The sequence below is a fragment of the Enterobacter sp. B79-1 genome, assembly GCF_057444735.1.
The window spans coordinates 1-12,772 of record NZ_JBYAZJ010000014.1 but is presented as its reverse complement, the minus strand read 5'-3'; the positions used below and the strand labels follow the sequence as shown (position 1 = coordinate 12,772).

General features: G+C 50.7%; 18 protein-coding genes. 12 read left to right on the top strand and 6 right to left on the bottom strand.

The window, feature by feature from the left end; all coding sequences use genetic code 11:
* Positions 1–13 precede the first annotated feature (13 nt).
* From rpsD to AC2T6E_RS22345, 6 genes are all read left to right on the top strand, one after another.
* On the top strand, positions 14–634 hold the full coding sequence (rpsD, locus tag AC2T6E_RS22370) for a 30S ribosomal protein S4 (protein WP_042717062.1): 621 nt from the start codon (positions 14–16) through the stop codon (positions 632–634).
* Positions 635–659: 25 nt separating this feature from the next.
* On the top strand, positions 660–1,649 hold the full coding sequence (locus AC2T6E_RS22365) for a DNA-directed RNA polymerase subunit alpha (RefSeq protein WP_002919219.1): 990 nt from the start codon (positions 660–662) through the stop codon (positions 1,647–1,649).
* 40 nt (positions 1,650–1,689) lie between these two features.
* A complete protein-coding gene (gene rplQ / locus AC2T6E_RS22360; RefSeq protein WP_001216368.1) occupies positions 1,690–2,073 on the top strand; it encodes a 50S ribosomal protein L17 in 384 nt (127 codons plus the stop codon).
* A 106-nt stretch (positions 2,074–2,179) separates the two neighbouring features.
* Complete coding sequence (locus tag AC2T6E_RS22355; RefSeq protein ID WP_460213136.1) at positions 2,180–2,548, top strand: DnaJ family domain-containing protein; 369 nt, start codon at positions 2,180–2,182, stop codon at positions 2,546–2,548.
* Positions 2,549–2,550: 2 nt separating this feature from the next.
* Positions 2,551–2,982, top strand: coding sequence for a Zn(2+)-responsive transcriptional regulator (zntR, locus tag AC2T6E_RS22350; protein ID WP_042717067.1), 432 nt, complete (start codon positions 2,551–2,553; stop codon positions 2,980–2,982).
* Between the two features lie 57 nt (positions 2,983–3,039).
* Complete coding sequence (locus AC2T6E_RS22345; protein ID WP_042717069.1) at positions 3,040–3,282, top strand: alternative ribosome-rescue factor A; 243 nt, start codon at positions 3,040–3,042, stop codon at positions 3,280–3,282.
* Here the strand turns inward: AC2T6E_RS22345 and mscL are convergent.
* The 5 genes from mscL to def all read right to left on the bottom strand — a co-directional run bounded on the left by mscL (position 3,256) and on the right by def (position 8,036).
* Positions 3,256–3,669: a large-conductance mechanosensitive channel protein MscL gene (gene mscL / locus AC2T6E_RS22340; RefSeq protein WP_042717071.1), complete on the bottom strand. Its 414-nt coding sequence runs from the start codon at positions 3,667–3,669 to the stop codon at positions 3,256–3,258. The genes AC2T6E_RS22345 and mscL overlap by 27 nt on opposite strands.
* Positions 3,670–3,815: 146 nt before the next feature.
* Positions 3,816–5,192 carry a Trk system potassium transporter TrkA gene (trkA, locus tag AC2T6E_RS22335; RefSeq protein WP_089600737.1) on the bottom strand — a complete coding sequence of 459 codons (1,377 nt, stop codon included), beginning with the start codon at positions 5,190–5,192 and terminating at the stop codon, positions 3,816–3,818.
* Positions 5,193–5,214: 22 nt separating this feature from the next.
* The gene (gene rsmB / locus AC2T6E_RS22330) at positions 5,215–6,501 is read right to left on the bottom strand and encodes a 16S rRNA (cytosine(967)-C(5))-methyltransferase RsmB (RefSeq protein ID WP_460213135.1); all 1,287 of its coding nucleotides are present in this window, start codon (positions 6,499–6,501) and stop codon (positions 5,215–5,217) included.
* A gap of 52 nt (positions 6,502–6,553) precedes the next feature.
* Entirely contained in the window at positions 6,554–7,501 is a 948-nt protein-coding gene (gene fmt / locus AC2T6E_RS22325; protein ID WP_120159473.1) for a methionyl-tRNA formyltransferase, read from the bottom strand.
* Between the two features lie 25 nt (positions 7,502–7,526).
* Positions 7,527–8,036 carry a peptide deformylase gene (gene def / locus AC2T6E_RS22320; RefSeq protein ID WP_008503479.1) on the bottom strand — a complete coding sequence of 170 codons (510 nt, stop codon included), beginning with the start codon at positions 8,034–8,036 and terminating at the stop codon, positions 7,527–7,529.
* 127 nt (positions 8,037–8,163) lie between these two features.
* Here def and dprA point away from each other — a divergent pair, with 127 nt between their 5' ends.
* The 6 genes from dprA to AC2T6E_RS22290 are packed head-to-tail and all read left to right on the top strand — an operon-like array spanning position 8,164 to position 11,947.
* Positions 8,164–9,288: a DNA-protecting protein DprA gene (gene dprA, locus AC2T6E_RS22315; protein ID WP_253179280.1), complete on the top strand. Its 1,125-nt coding sequence runs from the start codon at positions 8,164–8,166 to the stop codon at positions 9,286–9,288.
* Positions 9,260–9,733: a DUF494 family protein Smg gene (gene smg, locus AC2T6E_RS22310; RefSeq protein WP_042717081.1), complete on the top strand. Its 474-nt coding sequence runs from the start codon at positions 9,260–9,262 to the stop codon at positions 9,731–9,733. The genes dprA and smg overlap by 29 nt, the downstream gene beginning before the upstream one ends.
* Before the next feature lie 26 nt (positions 9,734–9,759).
* Positions 9,760–10,314: a DNA topoisomerase family protein gene (locus tag AC2T6E_RS22305; RefSeq protein WP_042717082.1), complete on the top strand. Its 555-nt coding sequence runs from the start codon at positions 9,760–9,762 to the stop codon at positions 10,312–10,314.
* Positions 10,307–10,879 (top strand): L-threonylcarbamoyladenylate synthase type 1 TsaC, encoded by a 573-nt coding sequence (gene tsaC / locus AC2T6E_RS22300; protein WP_126817764.1) that lies wholly within the window; start codon positions 10,307–10,309, stop codon positions 10,877–10,879. The genes AC2T6E_RS22305 and tsaC overlap by 8 nt, the downstream gene beginning before the upstream one ends.
* A 4-nt stretch (positions 10,880–10,883) precedes the next feature.
* Positions 10,884–11,702 carry a shikimate dehydrogenase gene (gene aroE, locus AC2T6E_RS22295; protein WP_427354156.1) on the top strand — a complete coding sequence of 273 codons (819 nt, stop codon included), beginning with the start codon at positions 10,884–10,886 and terminating at the stop codon, positions 11,700–11,702.
* Positions 11,699–11,947, top strand: a complete 249-nt coding sequence (locus AC2T6E_RS22290; RefSeq protein WP_100167609.1) for a DUF1488 family protein — start codon at positions 11,699–11,701, stop codon at positions 11,945–11,947. The genes aroE and AC2T6E_RS22290 overlap by 4 nt, the downstream gene beginning before the upstream one ends.
* On the opposite strand, the gene AC2T6E_RS22285 is transcribed toward AC2T6E_RS22290, so the two are convergent.
* Positions 11,923–12,477 carry a gamma carbonic anhydrase family protein gene (locus AC2T6E_RS22285; protein WP_089600752.1) on the bottom strand — a complete coding sequence of 185 codons (555 nt, stop codon included), beginning with the start codon at positions 12,475–12,477 and terminating at the stop codon, positions 11,923–11,925. The two genes, AC2T6E_RS22290 and AC2T6E_RS22285, sit on opposite strands and share 25 nt — an antisense overlap.
* Between the last annotated feature and the right edge of the window lie 295 nt (positions 12,478–12,772).

Here is a 12,772-nt window from a genome sequence, read left to right as displayed (position 1 = left end):
TTGGAGATAGAAAATGGCAAGATATTTGGGTCCTAAGCTCAAGCTGAGCCGTCGTGAGGGCACCGACTTATTCCTTAAGTCTGGCGTTCGCGCGATCGATACCAAGTGTAAAATTGAACAAGCTCCTGGCCAGCACGGTGCGCGTAAACCGCGTCTGTCTGACTATGGTGTGCAGTTGCGTGAAAAGCAAAAAGTTCGCCGTACCTACGGTGTGCTGGAGCGTCAGTTCCGTAACTACTATAAAGAAGCAGCACGTCTGAAAGGCAACACAGGTGAAAACCTGCTGGCTCTGCTGGAAGGTCGTCTGGACAACGTTGTATACCGTATGGGCTTCGGCGCTACTCGTGCTGAATCACGTCAGCTGGTTAGCCACAAAGCAATCATGGTAAACGGTCGTGTTGTTAACATCGCTTCTTATCAGGTTAAAGCGAATGACGTTGTTAGCATTCGTGAGAAAGCGAAAAAGCAATCTCGCGTGAAGGCCGCTCTGGAGCTGGCTGAGCAGCGTGAAAAGCCAACCTGGCTGGAAGTTGATGCTGGCAAGATGGAAGGTACGTTCAAGCGTCAGCCAGAACGTTCTGATCTGTCTGCGGACATTAACGAACACCTGATCGTCGAGCTTTACTCCAAGTAAAGCTTAGTACCAAAGAGAGGACACAATGCAGGGTTCTGTGACAGAGTTTCTAAAACCGCGCCTGGTAGATATCGAGCAAGTGAGTTCGACGCACGCCAAGGTGACCCTTGAGCCTTTAGAGCGTGGCTTTGGCCATACTCTGGGTAACGCACTGCGCCGTATTCTGCTCTCATCGATGCCGGGTTGCGCGGTGACCGAGGTTGAGATTGATGGTGTACTTCATGAGTACAGCACCAAAGAAGGCGTTCAGGAAGATATCCTTGAAATCCTGCTCAACCTGAAAGGGCTGGCGGTGAGAGTTCAGGGTAAAGATGAAGTTATTCTTACTCTGAATAAATCTGGCATTGGCCCTGTGACTGCAGCCGACATCACCCACGACGGTGATGTTGAAATCGTCAAGCCGCAGCACGTGATCTGCCACCTGACCGATGAGAACGCAGCTATTAGCATGCGTATCAAAGTTCAGCGCGGTCGTGGTTATGTGCCGGCTTCTGCCCGAATTCATTCGGAAGAAGATGAGCGCCCAATCGGCCGTCTGCTGGTCGACGCATGCTACAGCCCTGTAGAGCGTATTGCCTACAATGTTGAAGCAGCGCGTGTAGAACAGCGTACCGACCTGGACAAGCTGGTCATCGAAATGGAAACCAACGGCACAATCGATCCTGAAGAGGCGATTCGTCGTGCGGCAACCATCCTGGCAGAACAACTGGAAGCTTTCGTTGACTTACGTGATGTACGTCAGCCGGAAGTGAAAGAAGAGAAACCAGAATTCGATCCGATCCTGCTGCGCCCTGTTGACGATCTGGAATTGACTGTCCGCTCTGCTAACTGCCTTAAGGCAGAAGCTATCCACTATATCGGTGATCTGGTACAGCGTACCGAGGTTGAGTTGCTGAAAACGCCGAACCTGGGTAAAAAATCTCTTACTGAGATTAAAGACGTGCTGGCTTCACGTGGTCTGTCTCTGGGCATGCGCCTGGAAAATTGGCCACCGGCAAGCATTGCTGACGAGTAACCGGATCACAGGTTAAGGTTTTACTGAGAAGGATAAGGTCATGCGCCATCGTAAGAGTGGTCGTCAACTGAACCGCAACAGCAGCCATCGCCAGGCTATGTTCCGCAACATGGCAGGTTCACTGGTTCGTCATGAGATCATCAAGACGACCCTGCCTAAAGCGAAAGAGCTGCGTCGCGTAGTTGAGCCGCTGATTACTCTTGCCAAGACTGACAGCGTTGCTAATCGTCGTCTGGCATTCGCCCGTACTCGTGATAACGAGATCGTGGCAAAACTGTTTAACGAACTGGGCCCGCGTTTCGCGAGCCGTGCCGGTGGTTACACTCGTATTCTGAAGTGTGGCTTCCGTGCAGGCGACAACGCGCCGATGGCTTACATCGAGCTGGTTGATCGTTCAGAGAAAGCAGAAGCTGCTGCAGAGTAATCTGTAGTAACGTAAAAAAACCCGCTCCGGCGGGTTTTTTTATATCCTCAGTATCACCACCTCTCTACACTATCTGTATCTTTTCTGTTCATCCGCGGAGGTCATCATGTGGTTACTCGATGAATGGGCAGAACGCCATATCAGCGATGCCCAACGCAAAGGTGAATTCGATAATCTTCCAGGAAGCGGCGAACCGCTCGTGTTGGAGGATGATTCGCACATTGCACCTGAATTACGTGCGGGATACCGCTTACTTAAAAATGCGGGCTGTTTGCCTCCGGAACTTGAACAGCGAAGAGAGGCAATTGAACTTGTTGATCTACTTAAAAGTGTTCGCAAAGATGACCCACAACATATTGAGCTCAGCCGCCGACTGACGCTGATTGAGCTTAAACTCCGCCAGGCTGGTGTGAGCACTGACTTTTTACGCGGTGAATATTGTGAAAGGTTAATGCAGAGAATCGATGAGGAATAACTATGTATCGTATTGGTGAACTTGCAAAGCTCGCTAACGTAACGCCAGATACCATCCGTTACTACGAGAAACAGCAAATGATAGATCATGAGGTGAGAACGGAAGGTGGATTCCGTCTTTATACCGACAACGATCTCCAGCGTCTTCGGTTTATCCGCTATGCACGGCAGCTTGGTTTCACGCTTGAGTCGATCCGCGAGTTACTGTCGATCCGCATCGATCCGGCGCACCACACTTGCCAGGAATCAAAAAGCATCGTCCAGGCCCGACTGGATGAAGTTGAGGCCCGAATTCAGGAATTGCAGACAATGCAGCGTTCCCTGCAAAGATTGAATGACGCATGCTGTGGCACTGCGCACAGCAGCATTTATTGCTCTATTCTTGAAGCCTTGGAACAGGGTGCCAGTGGCGAAACGGAAACGCAGGGATGTTGATTTTCCCTCAGCCCGGGCCTACACTCGCGTCAACATAAACCATGCTCAGGAGAAATTATGAGCCGCTATCAGCATACGAAGGGACAAATTAAGGATAACGCCATTGAGGCATTACTTCACGACCCGCTTTTCAGACAGCGCGTTGAGAAGAATAAAAAAGGGAAAGGGAGTTATCTTCGTAAAGGGAAACATGGGAATCGGGGTAACTGGGAGGCCAGTGGCAAAAAAGCGAATCGCTTATTTACCACTGGCCTTCCTGCTTTTAGTGTTCTGTCAGGAGCGGTTATTCTGCTCTTTTAACAGATCGCGAATTTCAGTCAGTAAAACTTCTTCTTTAGAAGGGGCTGGCGGTGCTGCTGCCGGTTCTTCTTTTTTACGGTTAAGCTTGTTGATGAGCTTGATAGCCATAAAAATCGCAAACGCCACGATCACGAAATCAAAAATATTCTGAATAAATACGCCATAGTGCATAACGACTGCCGGGATATCTCCCTGTGCATCTCTGAGCGTGACGGCGAACTGTTTGAAGTCAATGCCCCCAATTAATAGCCCCAACGGCGGCATAATAATGTCGGCAACCAGTGATGAAACGATCTTACCGAACGCAGCACCAATAATGACACCCACAGCTAAATCTACTACATTCCCGCGCATCGCAAATTCGCGAAATTCTTTCATGAAACTCATTATGTTCTCCTTGTGCCAGCTGACGACTATAAGTTTAACAAATGATTAGCTAATTGCCATCGAGGATAAATAAAGGTTATGAAAAATAAAAGTCTTAGAAATTTAAAGGTTAATAACCAGGTGCTCTAACCCGAGCACCTGAATCATTACAGGAAGAATGGACTTGGCTGGAATAAGCGTTCGACGTCTGTAATAAACTTTTTATCGGTAAGGAACATAATAACGTGGTCCCCTTGCTCGATGCGTAAATTATCATTGGCGATCATGACATCGTTCCCGCGCACCACAGCCCCAATGATTGTGCCCGGGGGTAATTTGATTTCATCAATTGAACGACCCACAACGCGTGATGTGGTTTCATCACCGTGCGCCACGGCCTCAATGGCTTCAGCAACACCGCGACGAAGTGAAGAAACACCGACGATATCCGCTTTACGAACATGACTTAGCAGGGCTGAAATTGTCGCTTGCTGTGGCGAAATGGCGATATCAATGACGCTTCCCTGAACGAGGTCAACATAGGCGCGGCGCTGGATAAGTACCATCACCTTTTTTGCTCCCATTCGTTTGGCGAGCATCGCAGACATAATATTCGCTTCGTCGTCGTTGGTGACGGCAATAAACAGATCAACTTGATCGATATGCTCTTCGGCCAGCAATTCTTGATCGGACGCATCACCATAAAATACGATCGTATTCTGCAGCTTTTCAGCGAGTTCAGAAGCGCGCTGTTGATCGCGTTCGATCAACTTCACGCTATAGTCTTTTTCCAGTCGTCTCGCCAGACCTGCGCCAATATTCCCACCGCCGACCAGCATGATGCGTTTATAAGGCTTTTCAAGACGCTGAAGCTCGCTCATCACCGCACGGATATGCTGAGATGCGGCAATAAAGAAAACCTCATCACCGGCTTCAACAATCGTTGAGCCTTGCGGCCGTATAGGCCTGTCGTGGCGGAAAATGGCAGCGACGCGAGTATCGATATGTGGCATGTGCTCACGCATCGTAGACAAGGCATTACCAATGAGTGGCCCGCCGTAATAGGCTTTCACCACTGCCAGGCTTACTTTACCTTCCGCAAAATTCACAACCTGCAAAGCGCCCGGATATTCAATCAGGCGATAGATATTGTCGATAACGAGTTGTTCTGGCGCGATCAGGTGATCAATCGGTACCGCTTCAGAATTAAACAGTTTTTCTGCATCTCGAACATAGTCCGGAGAACGGATACGGGCAATTCTGTTCGGGGTGTTGAAAAGCGAGTAGGCAACCTGGCATGCCACCATATTGGTTTCATCAGAGCTGGTGACGGCAACCAGCATATCGGCATCGTCAGCGCCTGCCTCACGCAGAACGCGAGGATGTGAACCATGACCCTGCACGACGCGAAGGTCAAACTTGTCCTGCAAAACGCGCAGACGATCGCCATTGGTATCAACAATCGTGATGTCATTGTTTTCGCCAACAAGATTTTCAGCTAACGTTCCGCCAACCTGTCCTGCACCCAGAATGATAATTTTCATAGCTCGTGACCTGTTCTCAACATCACTCTTTGATTAGCTTAGCGTAAAAGAAACCATCGCCCTCTTCGGCGCCAGGGAGATTCTGCTGGCCAGGTCGTTCCGGCGTGCCGGTATCGCGTAATGTTGCATCAGGGGTACGCTTAAGGAAGGCCGCAATTTGCTGGCTGTTTTCTTCCGGAAGTACGGAGCAGGTTGCATAGACCAGCGTTCCGCCTGGTTTAAGATGTGGCCAGATAGCATCGAGAATGTCGGATTGCAGTTGGGCCAGCTCCGTAATATCGCGATCGCGGCGTAGCCATTTAATGTCTGGATGACGACGAATCACGCCCGTCGCCGAGCAGGGAGCATCCAGTAAAATGCGATCAAACTGCGATTCGCCACACCATTCTGCAGGTTTACGTCCGTCGCCTTGCTTGACCTGAGCCTTCATTCCAAGACGCTTCAGGTTATCGTAGACGCGAGAAAGACGCTGTTCATCAACATCAACTGCCATTACGCTCGCCTGGGGAGCAACTTCCAGAATATGTGTCGTTTTACCGCCAGGGGCTGCGCAGAGATCGAGGATCTGCTCACCATTTTGTGGCTCAAGCCAGGTCATACACCCCTGAGCTGAAGCATCCTGGACGGTGACCCAGCCATCTTCAAACCCGGGAAGCACGTGTACAGGTGCCGGAGAGGCTAAACGTACGGCATCCGGGTAGGCTTCATGTGTGAACCCATTCATTCCGGCTTCTTCCAGCATAGCCAGCCATGCATCCCGAGTATGGTGATTACGGTTGACGCGTAACCACATCGGCGGGCGCTGGTTATTGGCGTCAGCAATATCCTGCCACTGCTGTGGCCAGGCTTTTCTCAGGCGCTTCAACAGCCATTCCGGGTGCAGAAAACGTGCTTCGCTGTGGGAAAATTCAGCCAGAAGCTCCTCCTGCTGTCGCTGGAATTGACGTAGTACGCCGTTGATCAAACCCTTAAGTTGAGGGCGTTTAACCGCAACGGCACCTTCCACCGTTTCAGCCAGCGCGGCATGAGGAGGAATGCGTGTATGAAGTAGCTGGTAGAAGCCCACCATGATCAAATAATGAATGGTGCGTTGCTTGCCGGTCATAGGGCGTGACATCAGCTTACTAATTAACCACTCAAGCTGAGAAAGGGTGCGTAGAACGCCAAAGCACAGCTCCTGAAGCAGCGCTTTGTCTTTATCGGACACTTTCTGCTGCAGTGAGGGCAGGACATTACTGAGTGACTGCCCCTGTTCGACAACTTGCTCAACGGCCTGTGCCGCCATACTGCGTAGATTTTGTTTTTTCATAGCCGTAAAAATAAAAATGCCCGGAAACACCGGGCCTTAAAAATGAAAGAGGTCAGGCAAGACGGTTGCCAGGAATAAACCATTCGCGACGGGAATTTAACAAGTCCTGAGCGCTCATTGCTTTCTTACCCGCAGGTTGCAGAGACTCAAGATTTAGAATGCCTTTCGCGGTTGCGACCTGAATACCTTGCTTGCTGACTTCAATAATCGTGCCGGGTTCTTCAGAGGTATCACCATCAATAACCGAGGCTTTCCAGACTTTCACCGGCTGATCGTCAATCATCATCCAGCTCATTGGCCATGGATTAAAAGCGCGGATGCAGCGTTCAAGCTGAGCGGCAGACAGTGACCAGTCGAGCTGAGCTTCTTCTTTGCTGAGTTTCTCGGCATAGGTTACCAGCGCTTCGTCCTGAACTTCAGGTGTCGCCGTATTATCAGCAAGCTGTTGCAGCGTCTCAATGAGACCCTGCGGGCCCAAATCTGCCAGCTTGTCGTAAAGTGTGGCACTGGTATCTTCGTTAGTAATTGGACAGGCCAGCTTAAACAGCATGTCACCGGTGTCTAAACCTACGTCCATCTTCATGATGGTGACGCCAGTTTCAGCATCGCCAGCCCACAGAGAGCGTTGAATAGGTGCCGCCCCGCGCCAGCGTGGAAGAAGAGAACCATGCACGTTGACACAGCCCAGGCGTGGCATATCCAGCACGGCTTTTGGCAAGATTAAACCGTAAGCCACTACCACCATGACATCTGCGTTCAGGTCTGCCACTAACTGCTGATTTTCCTGAGGGCGCAAGGATGCGGGCTGGAAAATAGGTAATCCATGTTCTTCGCCCAGCACTTTAACCGGGCTCGGCATGAGCTTTTTCCCACGGCCAGCCGGACGGTCCGGTTGGGTAAAGACGCCAACAACCTTGTGACCAGAAGATAACAGCGCGTCGAGATGACGCGCTGCAAAATCAGGGGTACCCGCGAAGATAATACGTAGTGTTTTAGACACGTTGATCCTTGTATCCGGGGGGATCTTAGGCGCGAGAACGCAAGCGATCCAGTTTCTCTACTTTCTGACGAATACGCTGCTGCTTGAGTGGCGAGAGGTAATCGATAAACAGTTTACCGACCAGGTGATCCATCTCATGCTGAATACAAATAGCCAGCAGGTCGTCTGCTTCCAGCTCGAACGGATTACCGTCACGATCCAGAGCGCGAATCTTCACTTTTTCTGCACGCGGTACTAAAGCACGCTGTTCCGGAATGGAGAGGCAGCCTTCTTCAATACCTGTTTCACCGCTCTTTTCAAGCAGTTCCGGGTTGATCAGCACCAGGCGGCCATCGCGATTCTCAGAGACATCAATCACGATAATACGCTTGTGAATGTCTACCTGAGTCGCCGCCAGGCCAATACCTTCTTCGGCGTACATGGTATCGAACATATCATCGACGATACGCTGAATTTCTGCATTCACTTCTTTAACCGGTTCAGCGACGATGCGAAGGCGCTCGTCCGGAATATGTAACACTTGCAAAACTGCCATAAATTTCCAGAGTCGTGTTCAGGAGTTGATAAGAATACTACCTCTATTCTAGACAAATCCCTCATCGATTGACAGCATCAGTGACCAATCGCAATGATTGCGGAGGCTGCTTGTGGCAGGGGAAAGGATGACATCGACAGAGATATGGTTACGGTTAATTCACATAGGTTCTCTATGTGGTGATGCAATGCTGGAAGTCGCATCACAGCTCAGTAAACAGACAACGATTGATGGCGTGACGCTTCGAGAAGCCGGATTGTCAGCAACGCAGGCTGGGCGATTTCTTGCTCTCAGTGAAGGTGAGCTTGAGCGTAGCCTGGTGTGGCTGGAACAGCCGGGGAACTATCTCTTAACTGCCGACCATCCCCTTTATCCTCCTTTGCTTCGCACTTTTCCTGATTATCCCGGGGCATTATTCGTGACGGGGAACCTTGAGGCCCTTAATGCCGTTCAACTTGCTGTTGTCGGAAGTCGCGCGCCCTCCTGGTATGGTGAGCGATGGGGAAGGATCCTGAGTGAACAGCTCTCACAATGCGGTTTCACGATTACCAGCGGCCTGGCCTGTGGCATTGACGGCGTGGCCCACAACGCTGCATTGTCAGTACAAGGCACAAGCGTGGCGGTGTTGGGTAATGGACTCTTTAGCATCTATCCCCGTCGCCATCAGACCCTGGCCAGGCGGCTTATTCATTCGGAGGGGGCGCTCGTGTCTGAATTCTCACTTTCTACGCCCCCCAGACCGGCTAATTTCCCTCGACGTAACAGAATTATTAGTGGGTTAAGTCAGGGCGTGCTGGTCGTTGAGGCTGCTTTGCGAAGCGGTTCGTTGGTTACGGCAAGATGTGCGCTTGAACAGGGGCGAGAGGTCTTTGCTTTACCCGGTCCGATAGGAAATCCAGGATGTGAGGGGCCACACTGGCTAATAAAGCAAGGCGCAACGCCTGTGACTTGCATAGAGGATATCCTGGAAAATTTACGGTATGGCTTGCACTGGTTAACAGATGAACCTAAAAAGCAACATTATTCGTCAGATCAGGAGAAGGTGGCATTGCCATTTCCCAAGCTCCTGGCTAACGTAGGAGATGAGGTAACACCTGTTGACGTTGTCGCTGAACGTGCCGGCCAACCTGTGCCAGTAACGGTAGCACAGCTACTTGAACTGGAGTTAGCAGGGTGGATCGCAGCTGTACCCGGCGGCTATGTCCGATTAAGGAGGGCATGCCATGTTCGACGTACTGATGTATTTGTTTGAGACTTACATCCACAACGAAGCAGAAATGCGCGTGGATCAGGACAAATTGACACGGGATCTTACCGAAGCAGGATTTGAGCGGGAAGATATTTACAATGCGTTGATGTGGTTGGATAAACTGGCTGATTATCAGGACGGCCTCGCCGAACCGATGCAGCTTGCTTCCGATCCCTTATCTGTACGCATTTACACAGCTGAAGAGTGTGAAAGGCTCGATGCCAGCTGCCGGGGATTCATCTTATTCCTTGAGCAGATTCAGGTGCTAAACCTCGAAACGCGAGAAATGGTGATAGAGCGCGTCATGGCGCTGGATACGGCAGAATTCGAACTGGAAGACCTCAAGTGGGTGATCCTGATGGTTCTGTTCAATATCCCAGGCTGTGAAAATGCCTATCAGCAAATGGAAGAATTACTCTTTGAAGTGAATGAAGGTATGCTGCACTAATTCAATGTGCGGGACCAAGAGTTGTTATGGCCAAATCAGCACTATTCACGGTGCATAAAAACGAGCCCTGCCCGCAGTGCGGGGCTGAGCTCGTCATTCGGTCCGGGAAACACGGCCCGTTTCTCGGTTGTTCACAGTATCCGGAATGTGATTATGTCCGTCCCCTGAAGAGCCAGGCGGATGGACATATCGTGAAAATTCTGGAGGGTCAGCATTGCCCACTCTGCGGTGGCGAACTAGCTCTGCGGCAGGGACGTTTCGGCATGTTTATTGGATGTAGCCGCTACCCCGAATGTGAGCATACGGAACAAATTGATAAGCCAGATGAAACGGCGATTGCGTGTCCTCAGTGTCAGCGCGGTCAACTGGTACAACGCCGCTCCCGTTATGGTAAGAACTTCCATTCGTGCGATCGCTACCCTGAATGCCAGTTCGTTATCAATTTTAAACCAGTAGCGGGAACCTGCCCTCATTGCAATTATCCGCTACTTATAGAAAAGAAAACCGCGCAAGGCATGAAACGCTTCTGCGCCAGTAAACAATGTGGAAAGCCGGTTTCGGCGGATCAAAACAGTGAATAATAACCTGCCATCAGGCTCCATTGCCCATGCCGTGGACGTACTGAAAAATGAAGAAGTCATCGCCTATCCAACAGAAGCTGTTTTTGGGGTCGGTTGCGATCCTGACAGCGAGACCGCTGTGAGCCGATTGCTCACCCTAAAGCAAAGACCCGTCGAGAAAGGGCTAATTTTGATCGCTGCTAATTACGAGCAGCTTAAACCCTACATCGATGATTCCATGCTGACGCCGGCGCAGCGCGAGAGTATCTTCTCCGCGTGGCCTGGACCGGTGACTTTCGTTTTCCCGGCGCAGCCGACAACGCCGCGCTGGTTAACCGGACGCTTTGATTCCCTCGCCGTTCGCGTAACTGATCATCCGCTGGTGATTGAGCTTTGTCTGGCATTTGGTAAACCGCTGGTCTCAACCAGCGCCAACCTGACCGGATTGCCACCTTGCCGGACAACCGAAGAAGTACTGGCGCAGTTCGGGAATGACTTTCCTGTCGCTGTCGGTGAAACGGGAGGGCGCCTGAATCCGTCTGAAATTCGCGACGCTTTGACCGGCGAACGTTTTCGCCAGGGGTAATCTCATGGAAACCTATGCTGTTTTTGGTAACCCGATCGCTCACAGTAAATCGCCGTTGATCCATCAGCTGTTTGCTGAACAACTGCAGATAGATCATCCGTATGGTCGCGTGCTGGCCCCTGTTGATGCATTTGTGACGACGCTGAATGCTTTTTTTGAGGCGGGAGGTAAAGGTGCGAATGTAACAGTCCCCTTTAAGGAAGACGCTTTTGAACGCGCGGATGAATTGACCGAGCGCGCGGCGCTTGCTGGTGCGGTAAATACGCTAAAACAACTCGAGGATGGCCGACTTCTGGGTGACAACACTGATGGGATTGGTTTACTCAGCGATTTAGAAAGACTCTCATTTATTAAGCGTGGTTTCCGGATCCTGCTGATTGGCGCGGGCGGGGCATCACGGGGCGTGCTGCTTCCTCTTCTTTCAATGGATTGTGCGGTAACGATTACCAACCGAACATTCTCCCGTGCAGAAGAGCTGGCTGCGCTGTTCGCCCATACCGGTAGCGTCAGTGCTGTTGCGCTTGATGACCTTGCCGACAATGAGTTCGACCTTGTCATTAATGCGACCTCCAGCGGTATTGGCGGTGAAGTGCCCGCGATCCCTGCTTCGTTGGTAAGTGCCCACGTTTATTGCTACGACATGTTCTATCAGAAAGGCAAAACACCTTTTCTGACCTGGTGTGAACAACACGGCGCGAAGCATCTGGCTGATGGTCTGGGCATGCTGGTGGGCCAGGCAGCTCATGCAGTACTGCTCTGGCACGGTGTGTTGCCTGCAGTGGAACCCGTGATCGAAAAACTGAAACAGGAACTGATGGCGTGAATCAGGCGATCCACTTTCCTGACAGAGAAATCTGGGATGAAAATCAGCAAGCGGTTTGTTTCCCGGTGCTGGTGCACGGAATGCAGCTGACCTGTGCAATTACTGGGGAAACGCTACTGCGTCGTTTTGGCGGTTCAGACCCGTTAGCAGTATTTTGCGAAAATCGCTGGGATCTTGAAGAGGAAGCCAGCGATTTAATCCGCGATCAGCAGGAAGACGATCAAGGCTGGGTCTGGTTGTCTTGATCCAGATATTCATTCTTCCATTTGACGTAGTTATTTGCAGAGTATTTTAATCCTTCGAGCTCCGCCTCTTTTAAGGGGCGGATCTGTTTTACCGGGCTGCCTAAATAGAGATAGCCGCTTTCCAGACGTTTGTTTTGCGGGACCAGGCTACCAGCTCCAATCATCACGTCATCTTCCACTGTTACGCCATCCAGTAAAATTGAACCCATACCAACAAGTACCCTGTTACCTATCGTGCAGCCGTGGAGCATCACTTTGTGGCCGACGGTAACGTCTTCCCCAACGATTAAAGGATTACCTTCAGGGTTATAAGAAGATTTATGCGTCACATGAAGAACGCTGCCGTCCTGAATGTTGGTGCGTGCGCCGATAGACACAAAGTTAACATCTCCCCTGATCGCAACCAGTGGCCAGATACTCACATCATCGGCCATTCGGACATCGCCAATCACGACGCTACTGGCATCGATCATCACGCGATCGCCTTTTTGGGGGAACAGATCTTTATAAGGACGTAGTACTGCAGACATATCTACCTCAACAGATGGACGCTATACAGAAGACTTTGATCATATTTTGGGATCGTGGCAAGGCAAAATACGTCAATATTTAAGCAGATCGGGCGGGATTTCAGCGAAAAGCGCGGAAAATCAGCAGTCGGAAAAAAAGATCTAAAAAACACTTGTGCTAAAAAATGGGATCCCTATAATGCGCCTCCATCGACACGGCAGATGTGAATCACTTCACAAACAACCGGGTCGGTTGAAGAGAAAAAATCCTGAAATAACGGGTTGACTCTGAAAGAGGAAAGCGTAATATACGCCA

Excerpts from the sequence above, each read along its gene's own strand:
- rpsD (WP_042717062.1), top strand. The coding sequence starts at position 14 with ATGGCAAGATATTTGGGTCCTAAGCTCAAGCTGAGCCGTCGTGAGGGC.
- AC2T6E_RS22365 (WP_002919219.1), top strand. The coding sequence starts at position 660 with ATGCAGGGTTCTGTGACAGAGTTTCTAAAACCGCGCCTGGTAGATATC.
- rplQ (WP_001216368.1), top strand. The coding sequence starts at position 1,690 with ATGCGCCATCGTAAGAGTGGTCGTCAACTGAACCGCAACAGCAGCCAT.
- AC2T6E_RS22355 (WP_460213136.1), top strand. The coding sequence starts at position 2,180 with ATGTGGTTACTCGATGAATGGGCAGAACGCCATATCAGCGATGCCCAA.
- zntR (WP_042717067.1), top strand. The coding sequence starts at position 2,551 with ATGTATCGTATTGGTGAACTTGCAAAGCTCGCTAACGTAACGCCAGAT.
- AC2T6E_RS22345 (WP_042717069.1), top strand. The coding sequence starts at position 3,040 with ATGAGCCGCTATCAGCATACGAAGGGACAAATTAAGGATAACGCCATT.
- mscL (WP_042717071.1), bottom strand. The coding sequence starts at position 3,669 with ATGAGTTTCATGAAAGAATTTCGCGAATTTGCGATGCGCGGGAATGTA.
- trkA (WP_089600737.1), bottom strand. The coding sequence starts at position 5,192 with ATGAAAATTATCATTCTGGGTGCAGGACAGGTTGGCGGAACGTTAGCT.
- rsmB (WP_460213135.1), bottom strand. The coding sequence starts at position 6,501 with ATGAAAAAACAAAATCTACGCAGTATGGCGGCACAGGCCGTTGAGCAA.
- def (WP_008503479.1), bottom strand. The coding sequence starts at position 8,036 with ATGGCAGTTTTGCAAGTGTTACATATTCCGGACGAGCGCCTTCGCATC.
- dprA (WP_253179280.1), top strand. The coding sequence starts at position 8,164 with ATGACATCGACAGAGATATGGTTACGGTTAATTCACATAGGTTCTCTA.
- smg (WP_042717081.1), top strand. The coding sequence starts at position 9,260 with ATGTTCGACGTACTGATGTATTTGTTTGAGACTTACATCCACAACGAA.
- AC2T6E_RS22305 (WP_042717082.1), top strand. The coding sequence starts at position 9,760 with ATGGCCAAATCAGCACTATTCACGGTGCATAAAAACGAGCCCTGCCCG.
- aroE (WP_427354156.1), top strand. The coding sequence starts at position 10,884 with ATGGAAACCTATGCTGTTTTTGGTAACCCGATCGCTCACAGTAAATCG.
- AC2T6E_RS22285 (WP_089600752.1), bottom strand. The coding sequence starts at position 12,477 with ATGTCTGCAGTACTACGTCCTTATAAAGATCTGTTCCCCCAAAAAGGC.